Source organism: Pacificibacter marinus (assembly GCF_018860665.1).
Classification (GTDB): Bacteria; Pseudomonadota; Alphaproteobacteria; order Rhodobacterales; family Rhodobacteraceae; genus Celeribacter; species Celeribacter marinus_A.
This window is the reverse complement of the sequence record NZ_JAHKPK010000028.1, coordinates 186736-206873: the sequence shown is the minus strand read 5'-3', so window position 1 is coordinate 206873 and position 20138 is coordinate 186736. Positions and strand designations below refer to the sequence as shown.

Sequence of the window (20138 nt, the reverse complement as noted above, 5' to 3'; positions counted from 1 at the left end):
GCTGAATGTCGGAATGTTGTGGATAACTGTCGTGTCGAAAAACTTTATCAAAAATTTTGCTTCACTGTTGATGCATAAAAATAGCTATAAAAAATCAAATATTAAAAAGCTGGAAAAAATCCGGATTTTATCTGTCTGCTCTAAAACTTAAAAAACCAAAAAATCTCTCATCTGCCTGTTTGTAAAAAACCGAAAAAAATTATTTGTTCTTTTTAAGACGAAACCCAAAAACTAAAAAAACCTTCAAAAACCGAGAAACTGAAAAAACAAACAAACCTGAAGCGTTTTAAAACTGAGATGCGCTGACGGATTATCCGGCTTTATATGAAGGGGCGCTTGAGGCGCTTCGTGGAGACAAGACGGCGCAAGTGATTGTAGCCAAGCACAAGGTTCATCTATTACCGGCAACACGGGTGACGACGTGGAAACGACAGGCGATCGACGGGCTGGCCGGTGTATTTTCCGATAAAGTTCGGCGGGCCGAAGATAACGAGGCTGAGGTCAGAGAGCTTCATGCCAAGATCGGAAAGCTGGCGGTCGAAAACGATTTTTTGTCACAAGGGCTGAAGTATTACCGGCAGGGTATTGCGCAGCAATGTCCCGAGAGGCGATGAGCCCGACCGAACGCAAGGCGTTGATCAACGCTGACCGCACAGACCTGAGCTTGACGAAACAGTGCAAGTTGCTGAAGATCAGCCGGTCGTCGCTGTATTATACGCCGGTTGGTGTGAATGCTGAGACGCTGGAACTTATGAATGAGATTGATCAGGTCTTCACCAAATACCCGTTCTTCCCCTCTCGCACATGTAAACATGTGCTGCTGGGCAGCGGGTGCAGCGACATCACCTACATTCCAGTGCGCCGTGGGTTCTTGTATCTGGTCGCGATCATGGATTGGGTCACGCGCAAGGTGTTGGCATGGCGGCTCTCGAACAACGAGACCTTGTCCGCCATTGGTCCGAGGACAATGGTCGAGTGGACGCCAGCTTCTGTGTTGACGCCTTAAACGAGGCCATCGCAAAATACCCTTCTCGTGCATGCTTCGCATACCCTGCCAGGCAATGGGCAAGCCGAAGATTGTGAATACGGATCAAGGATCGCGGTTCACAGGTTCAGCCTGGATCACCACTTTGGCTGACGCGGATGTCAAAATATCGATGCCTCTCGTGACATTGGCTTTGCCAATGCACTGCCGGTAATAGATGGGCGGGGGCGATACAACATCTTCATCGAACGGCTGTGGCGTTCATTGAAGCAAGAGGCCGTCTACCTGCACGAATTACAGGATGGCTTCCAAGCCAAACGGGTGATTAAAGACTGGATCAGCTTCTACAACTCTGAGCGACCGCACACGGCTCTCGACAAGCGAACCCCAGACAACGCAATCTTTGGCACAGAACGATCCCAGAAGGCGGCATGAAACTGAACTGATTACATCTTAGCTGAGCCGCAAAACTGGCCAGAAATGTAGGACCACTTTAGGCGCCTAGGAAATGCGCGACTAATCAACATGTCCTTAATTATCCATAGGTCGGAACATCTGCGTCTTGATTTCGACGTCGAGCTCCCCTACCGTTTGCCTCAGTATTTTTGCCATCAGCATTTCAAAGGATAAGTGAATTCTTTGAAAGAGTATTGCGAGAGACTTAAGTGTCTATGAATTTTAATGGATAGAACTCTCATAAATTCACCTGCCAATGCGGACTTGTATCCGATGCAGATTCTCGAAATTCTCATTGGTCCTGAGGATGTTCTCAGGCCCGGTGTTGCCGTCGTTCTCCTGCAAGACAAGTCCGGCAATCGTCTGGGGATCGGGCCACCGACTACTGGGACGTTTTTCAGACAGCTGTTGAATGAAGGGGATGTTTTGCATGAACAGACGGGACTGTTCGACTATTTGGAAACGGTGCCCGAAGACGCCCCGCGCGCGCCAGATAACAAGATATTGGTCAGGTCGCCACCCGTTGCGGAGCTCTATCCGATGCGTGTCACAAGGTATTTGGTCGACGTTGGGGACGGGATTGGACCGGATGACAGCATCGTCTACCTCGAGGATGCGAACGGCAAACGTAGTGCCATCAGCGTGCCGACATCAGGCAAGGTTCTTGCTCTGTTGCTGAACCCCGGCGATATTTTGAAGAAGCCGGAGCTGTTGTTCCAATATGAGGAGGGGCATTTCCCCTCAGCGCCACGCTCCACGATCACGCCCGCCCCGAAAAGGACAACGCCGCCCAAGGCTGCGCGGGCGCGTCGAAAACAACCGGCTGTGCGCGCCGCCAAATCCAATGCGCAAGTGCAGGCAAAAGCCGCCAAAACAGCGGCAGCCGCGCCGGACGGGCTATGGCAACTGACCCCGACGAAACGGGTCAAACCCTATAAGGTCGTCTTGCTATTCATGTCCGGCATTATCTTGCCATTCGTGATCTCATTCGCCGTCTTAGCCAAAGATTTTCAAAGGGGTATCACCGAAGGGGTCGAGGGGCTTGCGGCAACTGTGGCGGGTCTTATCGGCGGCGCAGACGAGGCGCAGCGATATGGTGCCACATTAAGCGTCCGGCTTCAGGTCCTTCAGCAAGATCTTGCTGTTGTTGATAATGGCCGCACGCCAACGCCGACTGACCTCTCTCGTCAGGACTTTAATGATTGGATAGGGACCGACTGATGCGGAAGATTCAATACCTTGTTGGCTGCCTGTCACTTCTATTTCTGGCATATGGTGACATGGCGATGGCACAGCAAATCCTGCGCCACGACGAAGATGGCGCGCAGACGGCCTTCTACAGCGGCGGGGATGATAACGTACGACTGGTAAGCACGTGGTCTACAGAACTGCGCACTGGCATCCTGATGGGCGAGCCGGTGATTTCTACGCGTTTTAAGTACGAAATTGTCCCTGGCCTTAGCTTTGTGTCGGTTCCAGTGTTCAATACCGGCGTGTACAGCAAAAAACTGCTGTCGCAATTGCCCGTTGCGGGGCAGCTCAAACCTCGCCTCTACAATATGGAGATCGTCTACAGGCTGTCTTCGCCGCTTTTCTACCGTGACATCTATCTGCGCAGTGATATCGGCATTCCCGCGGTCGGCGATGGCAACACATGGTCTTTCAATGTGCCCGGTTCGCCGGATTGGAATAGGGTGTTTTCGTACACGGAAAACATGTCGGAATATCTATCTGAGCAGGACGCGAAGGAACGGTTAGCCAACCCGATGACGTTGGTAGATGCAAAGATCGTCAATCACGACGTTACCCAGTTCGATCTGCATGAATGGTACAAGAAGTACGACAAGTCTCCGCAGATCTATGGGCTGCTTGCCGCGAATAAGCATCTAGCCGAAGGTATCCGGCGTAGCACTGGCCATGAGTTCAAGGCCACAACCCAATCGACTGTCACTGTAATTGCGGGGGTCAACTGGATTGGGCCCGATGCCGATCGTGCGATAGACGTGCTGGAACGGGAATTTGAAAAGCTGAGCAATCTCCCACAGCGGTTCATCCCTCAGGACAACCCAGAGCCCTATCGCGTTGCGGTCCGCGACGCTCATCGAATGCGGGAGTTTGCCCAGAACGAAGCTGCTAATTTTAAATCACGCGGGATCGATCCTGCCAGTTTGCCCCAAGGATATGAACCAAATTTCCGCGGCCCTTATACGGCCAAATGGGACGGCAGCCGTTTCAAGGTATTTGCAGAAGGATCGGACATACCCGTAAACGAGTTCCGAGAAAAATACTCGGTATTTTACAAAGGTTTTGGGGTCATCAGTACTAAGTTGGTGATGTGCGAGGGTGGTTTTGCAGTGTTCGACGTGCTTGACCCTACCGGCCCGTCTTCGGATCTCATAGAAACAGACGTTGTCAGTCAATTTGCTTTGCCCTGCAAGCAAGGAGGGGCCAGGATAGAAAACGTCACCTACCGCGACAAAGTACGGAACGAATACAAGGGCATGCCGCTACTAATTTCAATCTACGATGGCGAGCAGGAACGGCTGAACCCGGCACCATATTCCGGTTGTTATAAGTTCATCGTTGAGGAAAATTGGCATGGTACGACATATTTGTCGGACGAGAATTTCGAACTCGGTGAAATCGTACGCAATGGATTTTACCCCATAGGTAACACGCAAGGCCATTTCTGTTCGGGCTGGGGGTTAACGGGCAAGTAATAAGGTGACCAATTTAGGAATCGATAAGAAGCTGTCGATCATGGTCTAGCCCCGTTTTAGTTCCGGTCTCTTTCGAGCAATGTTTGCTATGAAGGAGATTAAGAATGGCAACGAGATACACACTCGAGTTTCGGCGTGATGCGGTACGGATGGCACAAAAAGCTGCAATTTCGGGTGTCAGCGTGGTTCGCTTTATGTTGATGGCACAGATGTTGGAAACATCCTGATTTCGGAAACCCTAGCGGAGCGGTATGTCTGCGGGCAAACCCATTATTGCACGGGGTTCTTTTTGCAATCTGCGCGTAGCATTTCGATGAGATCTGTTACCACGGGACTTTCCCAAGCCGCCTTGCGCTTCACAATCCCCGCATGACGAATAGGCATCGGGCGATCAAGATCGACCGTGGCTATACGGTCTGGGGCTATCTCACCAAGCGAGGACCGGACTACAAAGGCAAGTGCATCTGACGTGCTAAGAAGTTTAAGAATAAAGCTAAGCGATGTAGAGCGAATACGCGGCGAGGGGGCGCGTAGGCTTTCGGCCAAGTAGATACCTTCCAGCCGCTCTAGTGCGTTAACAGCTTGATCAGGCATCGCCCAAGGAAAACGCAAAAGATCATTCAAGGGAACTTTTTTGCGCGCAACAAGCGGATGATCATGGCGGCAAGCCACGACATAGTCACAATGAATAAGTGGTTCCTGATCCAATTCGGCGGACAGTTTGACATCAGATGTTTCTGTAAGGATGAACGCAACCTCACCGCGATTTAGCATTGCAAGCAATTGCTGATCATACCCACCCCTGACACGAACCGAAACATTCGGGTAGTTGCGTGTCAGCTCGCCTACGATCGCAGGTAGGTTGCCCATCAACCATGTTGGCCCTGCGCCGATGACCACTTCTTCAACCGGGTTGTCCGCGAGATGGCGCATTTCATCGCGTGCATTTTCGAGTTGTACAAAGACGGCCTGAGCGTGACGCAGGTAGCCCTCGCCAAAACGGGTGAGGCGCATGGCACGCGGCAAGCGTTCGAATAATTCCACTTTCAACTCGTCTTCAAGCTGCCGAATTCCACGTGTCACAGCAGGCTGTGTAATATGAAGGGCTTCGGCAGCTTTGGTCGTCGAACCATGTTCGGCAACAGCGATGAAAAATTTGAGATGAGTCAGGTTCATCAAGAATTGGTATTACAAAAATGCATCGCAATGCCAGCAATTATTATTGGATTTCATTGATATGTTATGTGTAAAGTTGTCCTAACAGGCCAGATCGACTGGTCCGGGGGAACAATTCACATGATCAAACCGTCTGCACCTAACATCCTAATGCTGTGCACCGATCAGCAACGCTTTGATACGCTTGGTTGTTATGGCAATCTTCACGCTCATACTCCCAACTTGGACCGGCTTGCGGAACAAGGTGCGGTTTTTAAGAACTGCTATGTCCAGAATACGATCTGTAGCCCGTCGCGTGCCTCATTGTTCACTGGCATGTATGCTCGGAATCATGGTCTTTGGGCCAATGGCGTGGCGTTACCGGATCACCGCAAAATGTTCACGCGTGTGCTAGCGGATGCTGGGTATGATTGCGGAATGATTGGCAAACAGCACTTGTCTGCGTGCGAGGGATGGCAGACCGAAAAGCGTTTGGATGATGGGTTTCGTGTTTTTGAATGGGCGCATGATCCGATCCACCGCTCGCCGCAGAATGCTTACCTGCGTTGGTTGAAGAAGAATCATCCAGATGTTTATACCAGCGTGTTTCCCAGTGAAGGTGATCCTGACAATGCGGAAGCGGGCAATAAATCTCGTGGGGCCACCCCGATGAATGTTGTCCCCGTCGAGGCGCATTTCAGCCATTGGGTCGCCGAGCGCGCCATTGCCTTTGTCGAGGATGACGCCCGCGAGGAAGATCAGCCGTTCTTTTTGATCGCCAATTTCTTTGATCCGCATCATCCGTTCGGTGCCCCTGAGGAATTCCGCAAGCTTATTGATGCCGATGCGATCCCGTTGCCGGCACGCGCCGAGGGCGAATTGGCGACCAAGCCAGAAGTTCAAGGTCAATACTCGGCCAAATCCTATGGCGGTCATGCCCCAGGTTTTCAAGAATATGCAACCGAAGAAATTAAGGAGGTCCGCGCCGCCTATTACGCCATGATTGCCATGGTGGATTGGGAGGTCGGGCGCATTCTGGACGCCTTAGAGGCTAGCGGACAGGCAGACAATACTTTGGTGGTCTTTACGTCAGATCACGGTGAAATGTTGGGCGATCATGACATCATGCTCAAGGGTCCAATGATGTATGATGCCTGCACGCGCGTCCCATTGATCCTGCGCTGGCCGGGGCAAGTACCGGCAGGCGAGAATGTTGATAACATTGTGCAGTGGATCGATTTGACAGCAACCTATTTGGATGCCAGCAAGGCCAAAGGCACAACGTCGGCGCAGGGAGCATCCCTTATGGGGCTGTTTTCGGATGCGCCCGATTGGCGCGATTGGGCGCTTTGCGAATATCGCGACAGTGGACATCAGGCGACGCCCCCCGTGCATACGACCATGCTGCGCTACGAACAGTGGAAGTTGGTGATCTGGCATGGCCCACCCGCCACCGCCCGCGTGATGGACGGCGAGCTTTATGATCTAAATGCGGACCCTGACGAGTTGGTTAACCTATACCACATGCCAGAGCATCGCGATTTACGCGAACGCATGAAGGACCAGTTGTTGAACGTGCTGGATCATACCGAGGACCGGTCTCAACCGCGGGTGTCAAATTGGTAGTCGCGGCTGTAAATAACACCAGACCTGATGCGGTCCACCTGTCAGGCGGCACCTATTGGGCTGGTTCGGACCGGCATTATCCAGAAGAGGCACCGCGTCATCTGCGAAGCGTCGACGGGTTCCGGATCGCTGCACATCCGGTGACCAACGTCGATTTTACGGTCTTCATAGAGGACACCGGCTACGTCACCGACGCGGAGAAAAATGGGTCCGCCATTGTGTTTTCCGCTGCCGAAGATCTGGATAATTTTAGGTCAATCGCAGACTGCTGGGCCGCTGTCCCAAACGCGAATTGGCGCAAGCCCGATGGGCGCAATGCGATGACGATGGCCCACAACGCACATCCTGTGGTGCAGGTCACGCACACAGATGCTGCGGCCTATGCCAAGTGGGCGGGGGCGCGGCTCCCGACCGAGGCAGAATGGGAATACGCAGCCAGTTTCGACCAAGATGGGAAAAATTTTATATGGGGCGATGAGCTGTTGCCTCAGGGGCGCCGTGCCGCCAACATTTGGGCGCGCGGATTTCCTTTTGCGCGCGAAGCGGGACTTGCGCCATGGGGCACTTCTGCCGCAGGGCAGTATGCACCTAATCCCGCAGGGCTATTCGACATGATCGGCAACGTTTGGGAATGGACCGCAGACAAATATACCGGATCCCACCGTCGCTCTGACAGTTGCTGCGGCACAAGTGATGGCGCGGATATGCGCGTCATTAAGGGCGGATCGCACCTTTGTGCACCTGTCCATTGCCAGCGCTACCGTCCCGCCGCGCGCCATCCCCAGAACGGTGTCACACCGACCAACCACATTGGATTTCGCCTCGTCTGGACAGATCGGAGCGAACCCAAATGTTAAACTATATCGCTACACGGGTTATTCAGGCCTTGGTCGTTTTAGTCTTGGTTTCAATATTGGTCTTTCTGATCATGTATCTGGTGCCGGGAGATGCGGTGACCGTGCTTGCAGGTCCCGACCCAACCCCCGAAGTTGTTGACGCGTTGCGCCGTAAACTTGGTCTCGATCAGCCGTTACCCGTTCAATATGTCAAATGGGCACTGGCGGCGCTTCAGGGGGATTTGGGCGTTTCCTATATCATCGGTCGCCCCGTTTCGGAACTCATTGCCACCCGTTTGCCCGCTACGCTGGAACTGGCTTTTGCCGCAATCCTGATAGCGTCTTTTTTCGGCATTATGGTCGGCATTGTCGCCGCGCAACGTCAAGGCACATGGGTAGACGGGGCCATTACGGCGGCCAATTCGTTTGTTCTGTCGATCCCGAACTTCTGGTTCGGCATCCTTGGTATCATTACTTTTGCGGTTTGGCTCGGATGGTTGCCTTCAGGCGGACGCAAGTTGTTTAGCGAAGATCCGCTGAACGCCTTGCAGTATCTTATTATGCCTGCGGTTGCCCTGTCATTGGATTCAATTGCGATGATCGCCCGTTTGGTGCGCGCTAGCGTTCTGGATGAACTGTCGCGTGATTATGTCACCGTGGCACGCGCCAAAGGTGTGGGAAAAAACTGGCTGATGCGGAGGCATATCGCGCGCAATGCTGCGATCCCTGTACTGACGGTGTTGGGCCTTCGCTTTGGTCAAATGCTAGGTGGTGCTGTTCTGATCGAGGCAGTGTTCAACTGGCCCGGACTTGGGCGGTTGACTGTCGAGGCAATCAAGAACCGCGACGTCGTGCTGGTTCAAGGAACACTGATGTATTTCGTTGTCATCTATATGGCGGTCAACCTTTTGATCGACCTGTCCTATGGCTTGTTTGACCCCCGCGTACGCAGCTCTGCTGGAGGGAAAGTCTGATGGATATGCTGACCTATCTTTGGCGCCACCGTGGCGGTCGTGTCGGGTTGATCCTGCTGACGTTTGTTATTCTCTTTGCAGCTTTCGCGCCTTTGCTTACGCCTTACGGGCCGAACGAACAGATACGGGGTGCCACACTATCAGGCATGTCTTGGGCGCATCCATTTGGCACAGATCTTCTGGGGCGCGACATCTATACCAGAACGCTTTTTGGCGCGCGGGTATCGTTGTTCGCTGGCGCACTTTCGGTGGTTCTGGGGGCGTTTCTGGGCATCTTCATGGGGATCATGGCTGGCTATTTGGGCGGCTGGGCAGATGCCGTGATGATGCGCCTGTCAGATGCAATCAGTGCCTTTCCTGCGATCCTTCTGGGCGCGGCTGTTGTCGCTATACTTGGCCCTGGCTTCGTTCAGGTCGCCATCGCCATCGCCATCGCTCAGTCGCCGCTTTTTGCTCGACTAGCGCGCGCATTGGCAATGATTGAGGCACGTCAAGAATATGTGGAAGCTGCCGCGTCGATGGGGGCCAGTAGTGGCCGCATCATGCTGCGCCACATTCTCCCGAACGCCATGGGTCCGCTTGTGGTGCAAGCCAGCCTGTCGGTCGGCATTGCTATCCTGCTCGAAGCAGGTCTTTCGTTCCTTGGACTGGGTGTTCAACCTCCCACGCCCAGCTGGGGGCAAATGCTGGCCGACTCGTTGCGCTTTATCGACATCGTTCCTGCCTATGCCATTTTTCCAGGATTGGCGCTGACGCTTGTTGTTGTAGGCATCAACTTGATCGCAGATGCCATGCGCGACCGCCTTGACCCAAACCATGTTACAGGAGGTGGCAAGTGATGAAACCTATTCCAGATATCCTTGCGGTCGAAAATCTGAGCGTTTCCTTTCGCACCGAAGACGGTCTTCGTCATGTGGTTGACGGGGTCAGCATGTCGATCAAGTCCGGTGAAGCGGTTGCCGTTGTGGGCGAGTCGGGCTCTGGAAAATCTGTCACCATGCTCGCGGCGATGGGACTGTTGCCGCCGACTGCAATTATCAAAGCAGATGCCATCACACTCAACGGTGAAGACCTCGTTGGCGCCACAGACACACGGCTTGCGACATTGCGCGGCACTGAGATTTCGATGGTGTTTCAAAATCCAATGACCTCGCTCAATCCGACAATGCGCATTGGTGAACAAGTCTCGGAAACGATTGCTGTTCACGATGCCAGTGTGCGCCAAGACACGCTCAACGCAATTGCTTTGCGTTTACTTGGCGAAACCGGAATGCCAAACCCAGAGCTACGTGTCACGCAATTCCCGCATGAATTTTCGGGTGGCATGCGACAGCGCGCGGTGATCGCAATGGCGTTGGCGGGTGAGCCGGGCATCATCATCGCCGACGAGCCAACGACCGCGTTGGACGTGACGGTGCAGGCACAGATTGTTGGTGTGATCCGCGATTTGCAGGAAAACCATGCTGTCGCATCGGTGGTCATCACGCACGATCTTGGTCTGGTGGCTGAATTGTCCGAACGTGTGATTGTTATGTATGCAGGTCGGGTCGTCGAGGAAACACCGGTTGCTGATCTATTTGATGCGCCTGCACACCCCTACACGCGTGCGTTGCTGGAAAGCCGCCCTTCATCGACACGAGACAAGGCTCGACTAGCCTCCATTCCGGGCTTGCCACCGTCTTCGGCTGATGCCGTATCGGGATGTCCATTCCATCCGCGCTGTGAACACGCAATCGATATTTGCAAAACAGATCGCCCGACTCTGGCTCGCTTTAGCGATACGCGCGCCGTGGCTTGTCATCGGTATGAAGAGATACTCAAGATTGGAGCGGACACATCCGACGCCATTTCGTTAACACAAGACCGCAAAGCCGTTGGCGATGTCGTCCTTAAGATCGAAGATCTTACGAAGTCGTTTGGCAGTGTTCATGCTGTTAACGGGGTCAATTTGGAACTGCGGCGCGGCGAAACGCTGGGTTTGGCCGGAGAGTCGGGTTGCGGAAAATCGACACTCGCCCGTCTTGCGATGGGACTTTCGACGCCGACAACTGGCAAGATTGAGGTCGATGGTCGCCAATTGTCCGGTCTTAAGGGCCGCGCGTTACGTGATGCCAGACGCGACATTCAGATGGTGTTTCAGGACCCGACATCATCACTGGATCGGCGCATGACAATCGGTGCGATTATCGCCGAACCAATGCAAATCGCAGGGTGGGCCCCCAAACGCATTGCCGAAAAGACCGCAGAGTTGATCAAATCTGTTGGGCTCGCAGATCACTACCTAAACCGTCGACCGTCCGAGCTTTCGGGGGGGCAACGCCAACGGGTGGGAATTGCGCGTGCACTGGCACTTGATCCTCAGGTGGTTCTTTTGGATGAGCCAACTTCGGCGCTTGACGTGTCCGTGCAGGCGCAGGTGGTCAATCTGCTGGATGATCTGCGCAGCACCAGTGACGCTGGGTATATCTTTATCGCCCATGACCTTGGTGTTTTGCGCCATGTCTCGGATCGGATCGCCATCATGTATCTTGGCAAGTTGGTCGAGATCGGCCCCTGCGAAGAGGTTTTCGCCTTTCCGCGCCACCCCTACACGCGCGCGCTTTTGGCATCGATCCCTGCGGACCATCCAAAAGACCGAACAAAAGGGAAATTCGTTGTGTCCGGTGCTCCGCCAAACCCTGCGAATATCCCGTCAGGATGCAGCTTTCGCAAGCGCTGTCCATTGGCAGACGAACGTTGCAGCGCACAAGTGCCTGAACTGACGGATGTTTCTTCCAGCGGGCATCGCGTGTCCTGTCATTACAGAGATGACCTTGACCGCCTTGCCACCTTGGCAACAACGGGCGGCCAAAAACCACGACCAAAAATAACAAAGTCACCATAGACGCAACATTGGAGGAGAATACTATGAGGATCAAATCAAAACTAATATCAACGATAGCCGCGGCTGCCTTTCTCGCAGCGGCTGGAACCGCATCTGCGGACGGCGTGCTGCGCCTTGGACAAACGGCAACGCTGCCAAATCTAAATCCTTTTGTGTTGGCTCCAGCTTCCGAGCCGATGGTTAACAATCTGTATGATACGCTGACACGCTATGATGCAAATATGTCCCCTGAACCACGTCTCGCAGAAAGCTGGGAGTTTTCTGACGATGGTTTGACATTGACCATGAAGCTGCGCGACGGTGTTACATTCCACTCAGGCAAGGCCTTCACATCAGCAGATGTTAAAGCATCCATGGATTATGTTCTTGACCCCGCCAATGGTGCGCTTATCCGCGGTTTTGCAGAGCGCGTTATCAGCCTTGAAACACCGGATGATCATACTGTCGTTATGACTTTTGAAGAGCCTTTCCCTGGTGTGTTCGACTTGTTTGAACTGTTCTTTATCGTTGATGGAGATACTGCATCAGATTTCAGCCAAACCGCCAATGGCACTGGCCCGTTCAAGGTTGCCAGTCATGAACCTGGCACTCTCACGCGTCTTGATCGCAATGATGCTTACTGGAATGGTGCGCCAAGCCTAGATGCCGTTGAAATCGTTACGTCGCCCAACCAACAAGCTGAGCTTTTGGCGCTCAAGAGTGGCGAATTGGATCTGGTGACCGAGTTGGGCTGGATCGATGTGCTGCCCTTTAGCCGCGATGAGAATTTCACTACAGGTAGCGCGCCATCCGGTGTTGCGCATGATTTGTCTCTTAACCTCAAAGTTCCTGCATTGCAGAATCCGTTAGTGCGCGAGGCTATTGATCTGTCGCTCGATCGCGAACGTATTGCGCAGTTGTTCTTTGGGCCTGAGGGCACGACATGGTGTCTGCCCTACAACCCAAATTCGATCGCCTACGTTGCGGAATACGACAACTGCGAATACGATCTGGATAAAGCACGGGCTGCGTTGGAGGCTTCGGGCGAGACCTTGCCGATTGAACTCAAGATCCTGACGTCAACGGAAATCCGCACGGAATACACAACCATCGCAGAAATCCTGCAGGCGGATCTGGCGAAAGTCGGTATCAATCTTTCCATCGAGAACGTCGATGCTGTTGGCTATCGCTCAACATATGTTGACGAGCGGTCATACGAGATTGCTAGTCATGCATTTGGTCGCGCAGGCAAAGACCCATCGGCGCTTTTGGAAACAACAGTTGTATTCCGCCCAGACGGCAACATCACTGGTTATGAAAATCCAGCCTACGCCGCTTCCGTTAAAGCTGGTGGATCAACTCCCGTTCTCGAAGAGCGCAAAGCAGCCTACAAAGAAGTTGCGCGCATCTTCCGCGAAGACCGCTTCGTTCTACCAATCATTCCACGCGTCCGGCTGTTCGTCAGCCAAGATGAAGTCAATGACATCGGTTGGAGCGCCGACGGTTTCGCAATCTTCGAGAAAGCGACAATCTCAGAATAAGCTTGTGAGATCTGGGCCCGGATGTTCCGGGCCCAAACAACGTATCAGTTAAAATAGACCTACGCGGCATTGCAGGAAATAGACAATAGGGGCGAGTTCTGTTGAAAAACTCTTGTTGATTTGACGGCTCATGGCTGATTCAATTTCTCTCTGGCAGCGGGGGATTGAATGATGATGGGACCAAAACAGGAAGCGTAGGGCGCACTGTTCTACGAGTTCTCGCTGGAAGATCACGTGCCGCAAAATCACCTTTTGCGGTCAATTGATCGGTTCGTTGATCTAAGTGATATCCGCCAGTATCTGTCCGATTTTTATAGCCACACAGGCCGTCCATCCATTGATCCTGAGCTACTGATCCGGATGCTTTTGGTGGGCTGTTGCTGCGGCATCCGCTCAGAGCGTCGGCTGTGCGAAGAAGTCCATTTGAACCTCGCGTATCATTGGTTCTGCCGCCTAGATTTATCTGATCCGGTGCCAAATCATTCGACATTTTCCAAGAACCGGCATGGTCGTTTCCGTGAGAGCGCATTGCTGCGCCATCTGTTTGAGAAGACCGTTGCCCGGGGCACGTTTTCTTGCATCCCGTGTTAATTTTTTTGCGTTACCCTAGCGTGCGTTGCCCCGTCCGTCTTTGTAAAACTTAACAGACTTTGCGGCGCGATCTTGCAAAAGCTTAAAGCTTCTCCCCCGCCACCTTACATGTTTTAAAGATTTTTACGCCCAAAACCCGCGCCGCATGTGTGCCCGAAACAACAGCCCCGCTCGCAAGCTCGGGGGAAACCCATTGTTTCCAATCACATCCTTGACACTGCCTTGACGTGGCTCACTAAGCGCCCAATATGCGCCCAAGTTTATAGATATTTAAAGACTAAATTTTGGAGTTAGAGGTTCCCATGTTGGCCCCAAGCACAGATCTGTCATTTTGGTTTGAATACAGCAACAATATCACTGAGGATGTGATCCTATGGGACACCTCAAACGTGACCGATATGTCTGGCCTATTCTTTGAAACCGACAGCTTTGACCAAGACATCGGTGACTGGGACACCTCGAATGTAACCGATATGAGTTACATGTTCGAAAGCGCAAGCCGCTTTGACCAAGACATCAGCGAATGGGATACAACTAACGTCACCAACATGGGGTACATGTTCAGTAGCGCAGTGAGATTCAATCAAGATTTAGGCGGCTGGGACACATCCAACGTCACCGATATGCAGCAAATGTTCTCTGGCGCAGAGAGCTTTAACCAAGACATCGGCGGGTGGAACACATCGAACGTCACCATCATGAGAGGCGTGTTCTACGGCGCAGAGAGCTTTAACCAAGACATTGGCGGGTGGGATGTCTCTAATGCGCCCTACCTGTCCGCTATGTTCGACGGAGCCTCAAGCTTTGATCAAGACATCAGCGGTTGGGATACCTCCAACGCCACCCGCATGGGCCGTATGTTTCGCGACGCTGAAGACTTTAACCAAGACATCAGCGGCTGGGACACGTCAAACGTCACTGACATGGAGGGCATGTTCAAAGGGGCCTCCAGTTTTGACCAAGACCTTGGTGATTGGGACATCTCGAACGTCACCAAAATGGACAACATGTTGGACGGGTCTGGCCTGTCGACCGAGAACTTTGATGCCACGTTGAACGGTTGGTACCAGCAGGCGCTGGACGGCGGGGGTCTGCAAGACGGCGTCACTTTGGGTATGGCGGGGCTGACCTATTCTGATGCCTCACTGGAAGCGCGCGAGGCGCTTGCGAACGACCACGGCTGGACTTTTGACAGCAAAGCCGAACCCACGAATGACGACACGGATACGGACGACGGCATTATCGATGACCCTGAGACAGAAGACGATGATGACGGCTTTGATATTGCCGACGCTCTCATCTGGGCGCTCGTGCCAGCATTGGGCGTGGCGTTGTTGTTCTTGTAGTCCTTGTCAAAATTGGGCTCAGCAAAAGTGTCACCGCGAGAACGGCCCCAAAATCAAACGCAGTATGGACGTGACTGACTTTCGAGCCGCTCCACGTGCTCGATTATCCACCATCCCCACACCGTCTTGATAGCGGAATTTGTAAACCTGACCAAACAGCGCGCGTCACAGGCGTGCCATTCGGCTGGCGGGCAAGCAATGTCCACTTCGGGGAAGCTGCACTGCGGCGTAGAGACCAGTCGCCAAGGTCGGGGGTGTCGGCATGTCGACACCTATGCTGAGTGGAACGACTGGGCGCCTGAAGTGACGTGTTTCCCCTCGGTTGCGCCAGATCAGATCAGCCTTGATCACTGCATCACTAGGTTTTGAAGAGCGTTTCAACCATGGCATTGTTATAGCCGTTACCTTTGCCATTCGAATTCTTCGTCATAGCAAATATTGCTTGCAAGAGACCGGAACCAAACGGCGACAAGGCCATGCGCCGAGAGTTAACCCTTTGTGCCATACAGATGACCCCAACAGTTCCGGATCAATCGCGCTCAGGCTTTTTTAAAGCAAGGCAACGCCCTCCTGTAACATGAGCATCCGCTTCGTCATGTGTGACCATCAGCGCGGGTATGCCGCGTGCAGCAATGTGCGAGAATGTAAAATGCCGTATTTCATCACGTAGGCTTGAATCAAGTTTGGAAAATGGCTCATCGAGCAAAACCGCTTCGGGTTCGGCCAATAAGGTGCGCATAAGTGCTGCGCGCGCGCGTTGCCCCCCGGATAGCGCCGCTGAATCGTCATCGTAACGACCGGCTAGGCCCGCTTGCTTTAAGGCTGCCTCGACCGTGCTGCGCCGCATTGCGCGCCCTTTGATATGTGAAGGTAATCCGAATGCGAGGTTGTCTCCGACACTGAGATGCGGAAACAAGTGAGCGTCTTGAAACATCACGCCGACCTGACGGGTTTCTGCCGGTAACGTGCTTATTTCCCGCCCGTTGAGTTTAATCGAACCTGAACATCCGAAACCATGTGCCAGATGGCCGCCGATCGCATCTAAGAGCGTCGATTTTCCGACGCCAGACGGGCCCATCACAGTCACAACATCGCCCAGCGGCACGCTGAGCGTTTGGGGCGCGAAGAGCAGTTCCCCGTTTGGGGTTCGCAACGTAAGGGAGGTTAGATCAAGACTCATGTTTGTGTGGCTCCGGTCAGGTCGCGGCGGTTGCAGTGTCGGAAGGCGGGTATCAGAAATGCGGCCAAATAGGCCACAAATGGAAGCATTATTTGTAATGCGGCATAGACCCCAGTGACGCGCCGGTCAGAGCCAGACGACAGGGTGACGGCTTCGGTGGTGAGCGTTGCGATGCGGCCCGCGCCCATAAAGAGGGTTGGCAAATATTGAGCTACGGAAACCGCAACGCCTATGGCGGTCGCGGTGAGGATCGGACGCAACAATATGGGTAATTTAATCTTCACCAGCCGTTTAAATGGACCAGCACCAAGGGCGGCTGCGCTGTCCAAGGTGCGGCGGTTAAGGGCGCGCCAAGGATCTGACAGTGCAATCATCACATAGGGAAAGACAAAGAGCGCCTGTGCCCAGATAACGGCAGTCATATCGCCCGATATGCCTATTTTCAAAAATGCGATGTTAAGTCCGTAGAGAAACCCGATCTGTGGGATGACAAGTGGCAGATAGATCAAGGCTTCTGCCCATGCCGCACGCCCCCGTCGAGCGCGGTCTTCACCTTCGAGCCATGCAATCGCTAGCGCAACCGACAGCATCGTTGTCGTTATTGCTAGGAAAACTGTATTGCTTAAGGCGTGTTGCCATCCGCTTGCGCTGTTGAGCCATGATCGCAAGGACCAACTTTCCGGCAGAAATTGCGGAAAAGGCCAGCGCCATGCCAAAGACCAAATCAGGAGTGAAAGCATGGCCAACATCCCGATTGCCATCAAAATCACAGTGATAACGCTGGCCAAATGCAAACCCGGTTCCGTCGAAAGTCCACGTCCGCCGCGGCGCAACCACCAACGCCCAATGCGGCGCATAAGGCGTTCGCCCAACATAAACACTGCTATGCCGAGGGCTATGATCAAGACCTGCAAGATTGCGCCCGCCGAGGCTGGCACAATCTGACCCGGATCGGGGGCATTGAACCAGCGTGTGATGGCGACGGCCAGCGTAGGCGGATTGGACGGGCCTAAGATCATTGCAACGTCAACGACAGAGAGCGCATAGGCAAGAACCACCCAGACGGGAAGCCGTATCATTGGCCAAACCTGCGGCATTATGATTTTAATCCAGACAACGCCGCGCCCATAGCCAAGTGCGCGTCCGGCCGACACATGTTTGGCGACAGGAATTTGGGTCAGCGCCGAGAGGATCACCAGAAGCAAAAATGGAACTTCTTTGATCATCAAGCCAACGATCAGGGCCAGACCCCATGTATCGTTTACTGTCGCTAAATCAGGGGGACGATCCCATCCGACAAAGGGGGCAAGCCCTCTGGCGATCCAGCCAGACGGGGCAAGAACAAAGGCCAATCCAACGGCTAGGGCAGCATGGGGAATGGCAAGAAACGGTGTGAGCATGCGAGCTCCGGCCCCCGGTGTGACCCGCGAATGAACTGCCGCGCAAAAACCTGTGGCCAGCAAGAGCGAAAGTACAGTGGCGCTAACACCTGTCACGAGCGTTAGTTTTAAGCTGGTGCCAAAGCCCGGAAGCATTACCAATTCGCGCCATGGCGCAAGCGAAAGTGTATCCCGCCCCAAAGCGGGAAACAGGCCAAAGGCTGCGCGTCCTGTTTGCCAAAACCCAAGAAAAATCGGTAACATGAGACCAAAACCGACAATGCTCAGGACGGTTAAGCGTAGATAACGGCCGTCAGTGTTCATTTCGTATAGCGCCGTGCCCAGTCTTCTGTCAGTCGGGTCATCCAACTGGCATGAGGTTCCAAAAGTGTAGGCCCCAAACTTTCGAGTGTCGGAAGCGCATCGGAGGCTGGGAGTGCCGCAAATGTGGCTAGGGCAGGGGCATCCAGTTTGGATGGGTCCAGAACAGAGAACGACCCCAATACGTCAATATTTTGCATATGCGCTTGGGTCTCAGGTGCGATGAGGAAGTTTGCAACGACTTCGGCACCTGCCGCATGCGCCGCGTTGTAGGGGATCGCGACAAAGCTGATGTTGCCGATGCTGCCATCTTCGGGCACGAAAACACGGGCGGTCTCTGGCAAAAGTCCTTGGGCAATTGCCGCAGCGGTTGAGGCGGGATCAAGTGACATAGAAATATCCACCACGCCGTCGTTTAACATCTGTTGCTGGATCGACTCGTTTTCAGGGAATGTTTCGCCGTCTCGCCACATATTGGGGCGGAGTGCATCATACCAGTCCCAAAGCGGTGCTGTCGTCACGCCGTATGCGGCATTACTGACAGGGTTTTGTAACACCGACGCATCGGGCGCCAGTTCGATCAACGCCTGTTTCAGAAAAGTTGCCCCCATAAAATTCGATGGGACCGGATGAGTGAAACCGCCGGGGTGATCTGCGGCCCAGCTGACGAAATCAGCCATGGTGCGCGGCACGGCAGAAACGCGGGCACTGTCATAGGTAAAGACGAACTTGGCCAATCGCCACGGGCTTTCCATACCTTCAACGGGCACGGTAAAATCGATTGAGGCTGCCGACGTCGGGCTTAGGTCAAGATACTGCGCATTTGGCAAGTCTGCGACGAAGGGGCCATGCAGCAACCCTTGGTCCTTCATCGCAAGAAAATTCGGCCCGTTGATCCATATCATATCGATCGAGCCATCCTGATCGCGGCCCGCGGCCTTTTCAGAAATAACGCGCGTTACGGCTTCGGCTGTGTTCGACAGCTTCACCTGTTCGACTTTCACGCCATATTGCGCTTCTGTCTGTTCGCTCACCCAAGCGATAAACGCATTGGTGCGCTCGTCGCCCCCCCAAGCGTTCCAATACACGGTCTGGCCGCGCGCCTCATCAAGCGTTTGCTGCCAATCGGCCTGTGCAGGTGTGCCAAACGAAAATGCGAGCGCGGCAATGAGAAAATGTTTCATGAGACGTCCTGTATTGTAGTTGATTGAGACTGTGGCCGTGTATCGTTGCTATCCTGCGGCTTTTGTTTCTTCAGGGCCATTGGTGCGAAGGCGGTCCAGCCATGTGACCAGCGCAAGAGGGTGGTGAGCACACAGGCCGCAGAAAAAAGATAGGCGAGTAAAGGAAACAGCGCAGGCCAAAGCAGCATCAGAACAAAAAGAGCGATTGTCTCGAAGCCTTCCGTCAAGCCGCCAAGATAGTAGATGCCTTTGGTTGGGAAAGCCTCGGCTGTGTCACCGCGCTTGGCCGCGATGGCAGCATATGCCAAAAACGACGATCCCGTGCCAACAAAGGCGGCAATCAAAACGGCAGCAGGCAAAGCGTTCGCAGGGGTTGCAATGGCAAACCCCAACGGGAACACGGCGTAAAATACAAAGTCCAATGCAATATCAAGGAAGGCGCCTCGATCTGTTGGGCCAGAGATCCGCGCGACTGCCCCGTCAAGCCCATCCGCGAGACGGTTTACGATAAGAAAAATCAAACCCGCCCAATAGATGCCAAAGGCAATCGCCGGCACAGCTAAAAGGCCGATGGCAAATCCGGCAATGGTGATCTGATCTGCTCCTATGCCCCGCGTGACAAACCAAGTTGCTGGCCGATCAAGCAAGCGCTTTTGCAGCGGCTGAATTCTTGCATCAAACATTTTCGTTTTTCCAAATGGATGCGGGCTGCATCGCCACGGTTTCGATCAAAACCACGCACAGGTTCACCGTATCCAAGCCGGTCAAAAAACTGTGTTCGAGGTTTGCCATGTTATGATCCGTTTCATTGAGGCGCAAAGCCGTGTAGGTATTGGACTGTCTCGCATAAATACGGGTGTCAAAGATACCGCCGATGCGAGAGTTGACGAACTTGTCATCAAGGTTGTGCCATTTGCGCGTGCTTGTACATAGACGGGATGTTTCACCTATTCCGAGGAATTCAAGGTCGTTTCCTAACCC

The 20138-nt window shown here is 53.6% G+C and carries 15 protein-coding genes and 2 pseudogenes; 12 read left to right on the top strand and 5 right to left on the bottom strand.

The window, feature by feature from the left end; genetic code table 11:
• Window positions 1–302 precede the first annotated feature (302 nt).
• The 4 genes and pseudogenes from KO497_RS19540 (at window position 303) to KO497_RS19285 (ending at window position 4388) form a co-directional block, all read left to right on the top strand.
• Window positions 303–1420, top strand: a pseudogene (locus KO497_RS19540) (DDE-type integrase/transposase/recombinase).
• Between the two features lie 294 nt (window positions 1421–1714).
• Window positions 1715–2662 (top strand): hypothetical protein, encoded by a 948-nt coding sequence (locus KO497_RS09930; protein WP_215943809.1) that lies wholly within the window; start codon window positions 1715–1717, stop codon window positions 2660–2662.
• Window positions 2662–4161, top strand: coding sequence for a hypothetical protein (locus KO497_RS09925; protein ID WP_215943808.1), 1500 nt, complete (start codon window positions 2662–2664; stop codon window positions 4159–4161). The genes KO497_RS09930 and KO497_RS09925 overlap by 1 nt, the downstream gene beginning before the upstream one ends.
• 104 nt (window positions 4162–4265) lie before the next feature.
• Entirely contained in the window at window positions 4266–4388 is a 123-nt protein-coding gene (locus tag KO497_RS19285) for a hypothetical protein (protein WP_289846668.1), read from the top strand.
• A gap of 43 nt (window positions 4389–4431) precedes the next feature.
• Here the strand turns inward: KO497_RS19285 and KO497_RS09920 are convergent, their stop codons facing one another.
• On the bottom strand, window positions 4432–5337 hold the full coding sequence (locus tag KO497_RS09920) for a LysR family transcriptional regulator (RefSeq protein ID WP_215943807.1): 906 nt from the start codon (window positions 5335–5337) through the stop codon (window positions 4432–4434).
• Between the two features lie 120 nt (window positions 5338–5457).
• On the opposite strand from KO497_RS09920, the gene KO497_RS09915 reads away from it, so the two are divergent.
• The 8 genes and pseudogenes from KO497_RS09915 to KO497_RS09880 all read left to right on the top strand — a co-directional run bounded on the left by KO497_RS09915 (window position 5458) and on the right by KO497_RS09880 (window position 15093).
• Complete coding sequence (locus tag KO497_RS09915; RefSeq protein WP_215943806.1) at window positions 5458–6942, top strand: sulfatase-like hydrolase/transferase; 1485 nt, start codon at window positions 5458–5460, stop codon at window positions 6940–6942.
• Window positions 6936–7799 (top strand): SUMF1/EgtB/PvdO family nonheme iron enzyme, encoded by an 864-nt coding sequence (locus KO497_RS09910; RefSeq protein ID WP_215943805.1) that lies wholly within the window; start codon window positions 6936–6938, stop codon window positions 7797–7799. The genes KO497_RS09915 and KO497_RS09910 overlap by 7 nt, the downstream gene beginning before the upstream one ends.
• The gene (locus KO497_RS09905) at window positions 7793–8752 is read left to right on the top strand and encodes an ABC transporter permease (protein WP_215943804.1); all 960 of its coding nucleotides are present in this window, start codon (window positions 7793–7795) and stop codon (window positions 8750–8752) included. The genes KO497_RS09910 and KO497_RS09905 overlap by 7 nt, the downstream gene beginning before the upstream one ends.
• The gene (locus tag KO497_RS09900; protein WP_215943803.1) at window positions 8752–9591 is read left to right on the top strand and encodes an ABC transporter permease; all 840 of its coding nucleotides are present in this window, start codon (window positions 8752–8754) and stop codon (window positions 9589–9591) included. Before KO497_RS09905 ends, KO497_RS09900 begins: the two co-directional genes overlap by 1 nt.
• Window positions 9591–11636: a dipeptide ABC transporter ATP-binding protein gene (locus KO497_RS09895; RefSeq protein ID WP_215943802.1), complete on the top strand. Its 2046-nt coding sequence runs from the start codon at window positions 9591–9593 to the stop codon at window positions 11634–11636. The genes KO497_RS09900 and KO497_RS09895 overlap by 1 nt, the downstream gene beginning before the upstream one ends.
• 23 nt (window positions 11637–11659) lie before the next feature.
• A complete protein-coding gene (locus KO497_RS09890; RefSeq protein ID WP_215943801.1) occupies window positions 11660–13156 on the top strand; it encodes an ABC transporter substrate-binding protein in 1497 nt (498 codons plus the stop codon).
• Window positions 13157–13360: 204 nt separating this feature from the next.
• Window positions 13361–13720: pseudogene (locus KO497_RS09885) on the top strand (transposase); the annotation flags it as partial.
• A gap of 329 nt (window positions 13721–14049) precedes the next feature.
• Entirely contained in the window at window positions 14050–15093 is a 1044-nt protein-coding gene (locus KO497_RS09880) for a BspA family leucine-rich repeat surface protein (RefSeq protein WP_215943800.1), read from the top strand.
• Window positions 15094–15622: 529 nt separating this feature from the next.
• Here the strand turns inward: KO497_RS09880 and KO497_RS09875 are convergent.
• From KO497_RS09875 to KO497_RS09860, 4 genes are read right to left on the bottom strand one after another with little or no spacing between them, the layout of a single operon-like run.
• Window positions 15623–16273, bottom strand: a complete 651-nt coding sequence (locus KO497_RS09875; protein ID WP_215943799.1) for an ATP-binding cassette domain-containing protein — start codon at window positions 16271–16273, stop codon at window positions 15623–15625.
• A complete protein-coding gene (locus KO497_RS09870) occupies window positions 16270–17976 on the bottom strand; it encodes an ABC transporter permease (RefSeq protein WP_215943798.1) in 1707 nt (568 codons plus the stop codon). Before KO497_RS09870 ends, KO497_RS09875 begins: the two co-directional genes overlap by 4 nt.
• Complete coding sequence (locus KO497_RS09865; RefSeq protein WP_215943797.1) at window positions 17973–19157, bottom strand: ABC transporter substrate-binding protein; 1185 nt, start codon at window positions 19155–19157, stop codon at window positions 17973–17975. The genes KO497_RS09870 and KO497_RS09865 overlap by 4 nt, the downstream gene beginning before the upstream one ends.
• Window positions 19154–19840, bottom strand: coding sequence for a CDP-alcohol phosphatidyltransferase family protein (locus KO497_RS09860; RefSeq protein ID WP_215943796.1), 687 nt, complete (start codon window positions 19838–19840; stop codon window positions 19154–19156). Before KO497_RS09860 ends, KO497_RS09865 begins: the two co-directional genes overlap by 4 nt.
• Window positions 19841–20138: the final 298 nt, after the last annotated feature.

What these genes read in the sequence shown, in the direction of transcription:
- KO497_RS09930 (WP_215943809.1), top strand. Translation starts at nt 1,715, where the DNA reads ATGCAGATTCTCGAAATTCTCATTGGTCCTGAGGATGTTCTCAGGCCC.
- KO497_RS09925 (WP_215943808.1), top strand. Translation starts at nt 2,662, where the DNA reads ATGCGGAAGATTCAATACCTTGTTGGCTGCCTGTCACTTCTATTTCTG.
- KO497_RS19285 (WP_289846668.1), top strand. Translation starts at nt 4,266, where the DNA reads ATGGCAACGAGATACACACTCGAGTTTCGGCGTGATGCGGTACGGATG.
- KO497_RS09920 (WP_215943807.1), bottom strand. Translation starts at nt 5,337, where the DNA reads ATGAACCTGACTCATCTCAAATTTTTCATCGCTGTTGCCGAACATGGT.
- KO497_RS09915 (WP_215943806.1), top strand. Translation starts at nt 5,458, where the DNA reads ATGATCAAACCGTCTGCACCTAACATCCTAATGCTGTGCACCGATCAG.
- KO497_RS09905 (WP_215943804.1), top strand. Translation starts at nt 7,793, where the DNA reads ATGTTAAACTATATCGCTACACGGGTTATTCAGGCCTTGGTCGTTTTA.
- KO497_RS09900 (WP_215943803.1), top strand. Translation starts at nt 8,752, where the DNA reads ATGGATATGCTGACCTATCTTTGGCGCCACCGTGGCGGTCGTGTCGGG.
- KO497_RS09895 (WP_215943802.1), top strand. Translation starts at nt 9,591, where the DNA reads ATGAAACCTATTCCAGATATCCTTGCGGTCGAAAATCTGAGCGTTTCC.
- KO497_RS09890 (WP_215943801.1), top strand. Translation starts at nt 11,660, where the DNA reads ATGAGGATCAAATCAAAACTAATATCAACGATAGCCGCGGCTGCCTTT.
- KO497_RS09880 (WP_215943800.1), top strand. Translation starts at nt 14,050, where the DNA reads ATGTTGGCCCCAAGCACAGATCTGTCATTTTGGTTTGAATACAGCAAC.
- KO497_RS09875 (WP_215943799.1), bottom strand. Translation starts at nt 16,273, where the DNA reads ATGAGTCTTGATCTAACCTCCCTTACGTTGCGAACCCCAAACGGGGAA.
- KO497_RS09870 (WP_215943798.1), bottom strand. Translation starts at nt 17,976, where the DNA reads ATGAACACTGACGGCCGTTATCTACGCTTAACCGTCCTGAGCATTGTC.
- KO497_RS09865 (WP_215943797.1), bottom strand. Translation starts at nt 19,157, where the DNA reads ATGAAACATTTTCTCATTGCCGCGCTCGCATTTTCGTTTGGCACACCT.
- KO497_RS09860 (WP_215943796.1), bottom strand. Translation starts at nt 19,840, where the DNA reads ATGTTTGATGCAAGAATTCAGCCGCTGCAAAAGCGCTTGCTTGATCGG.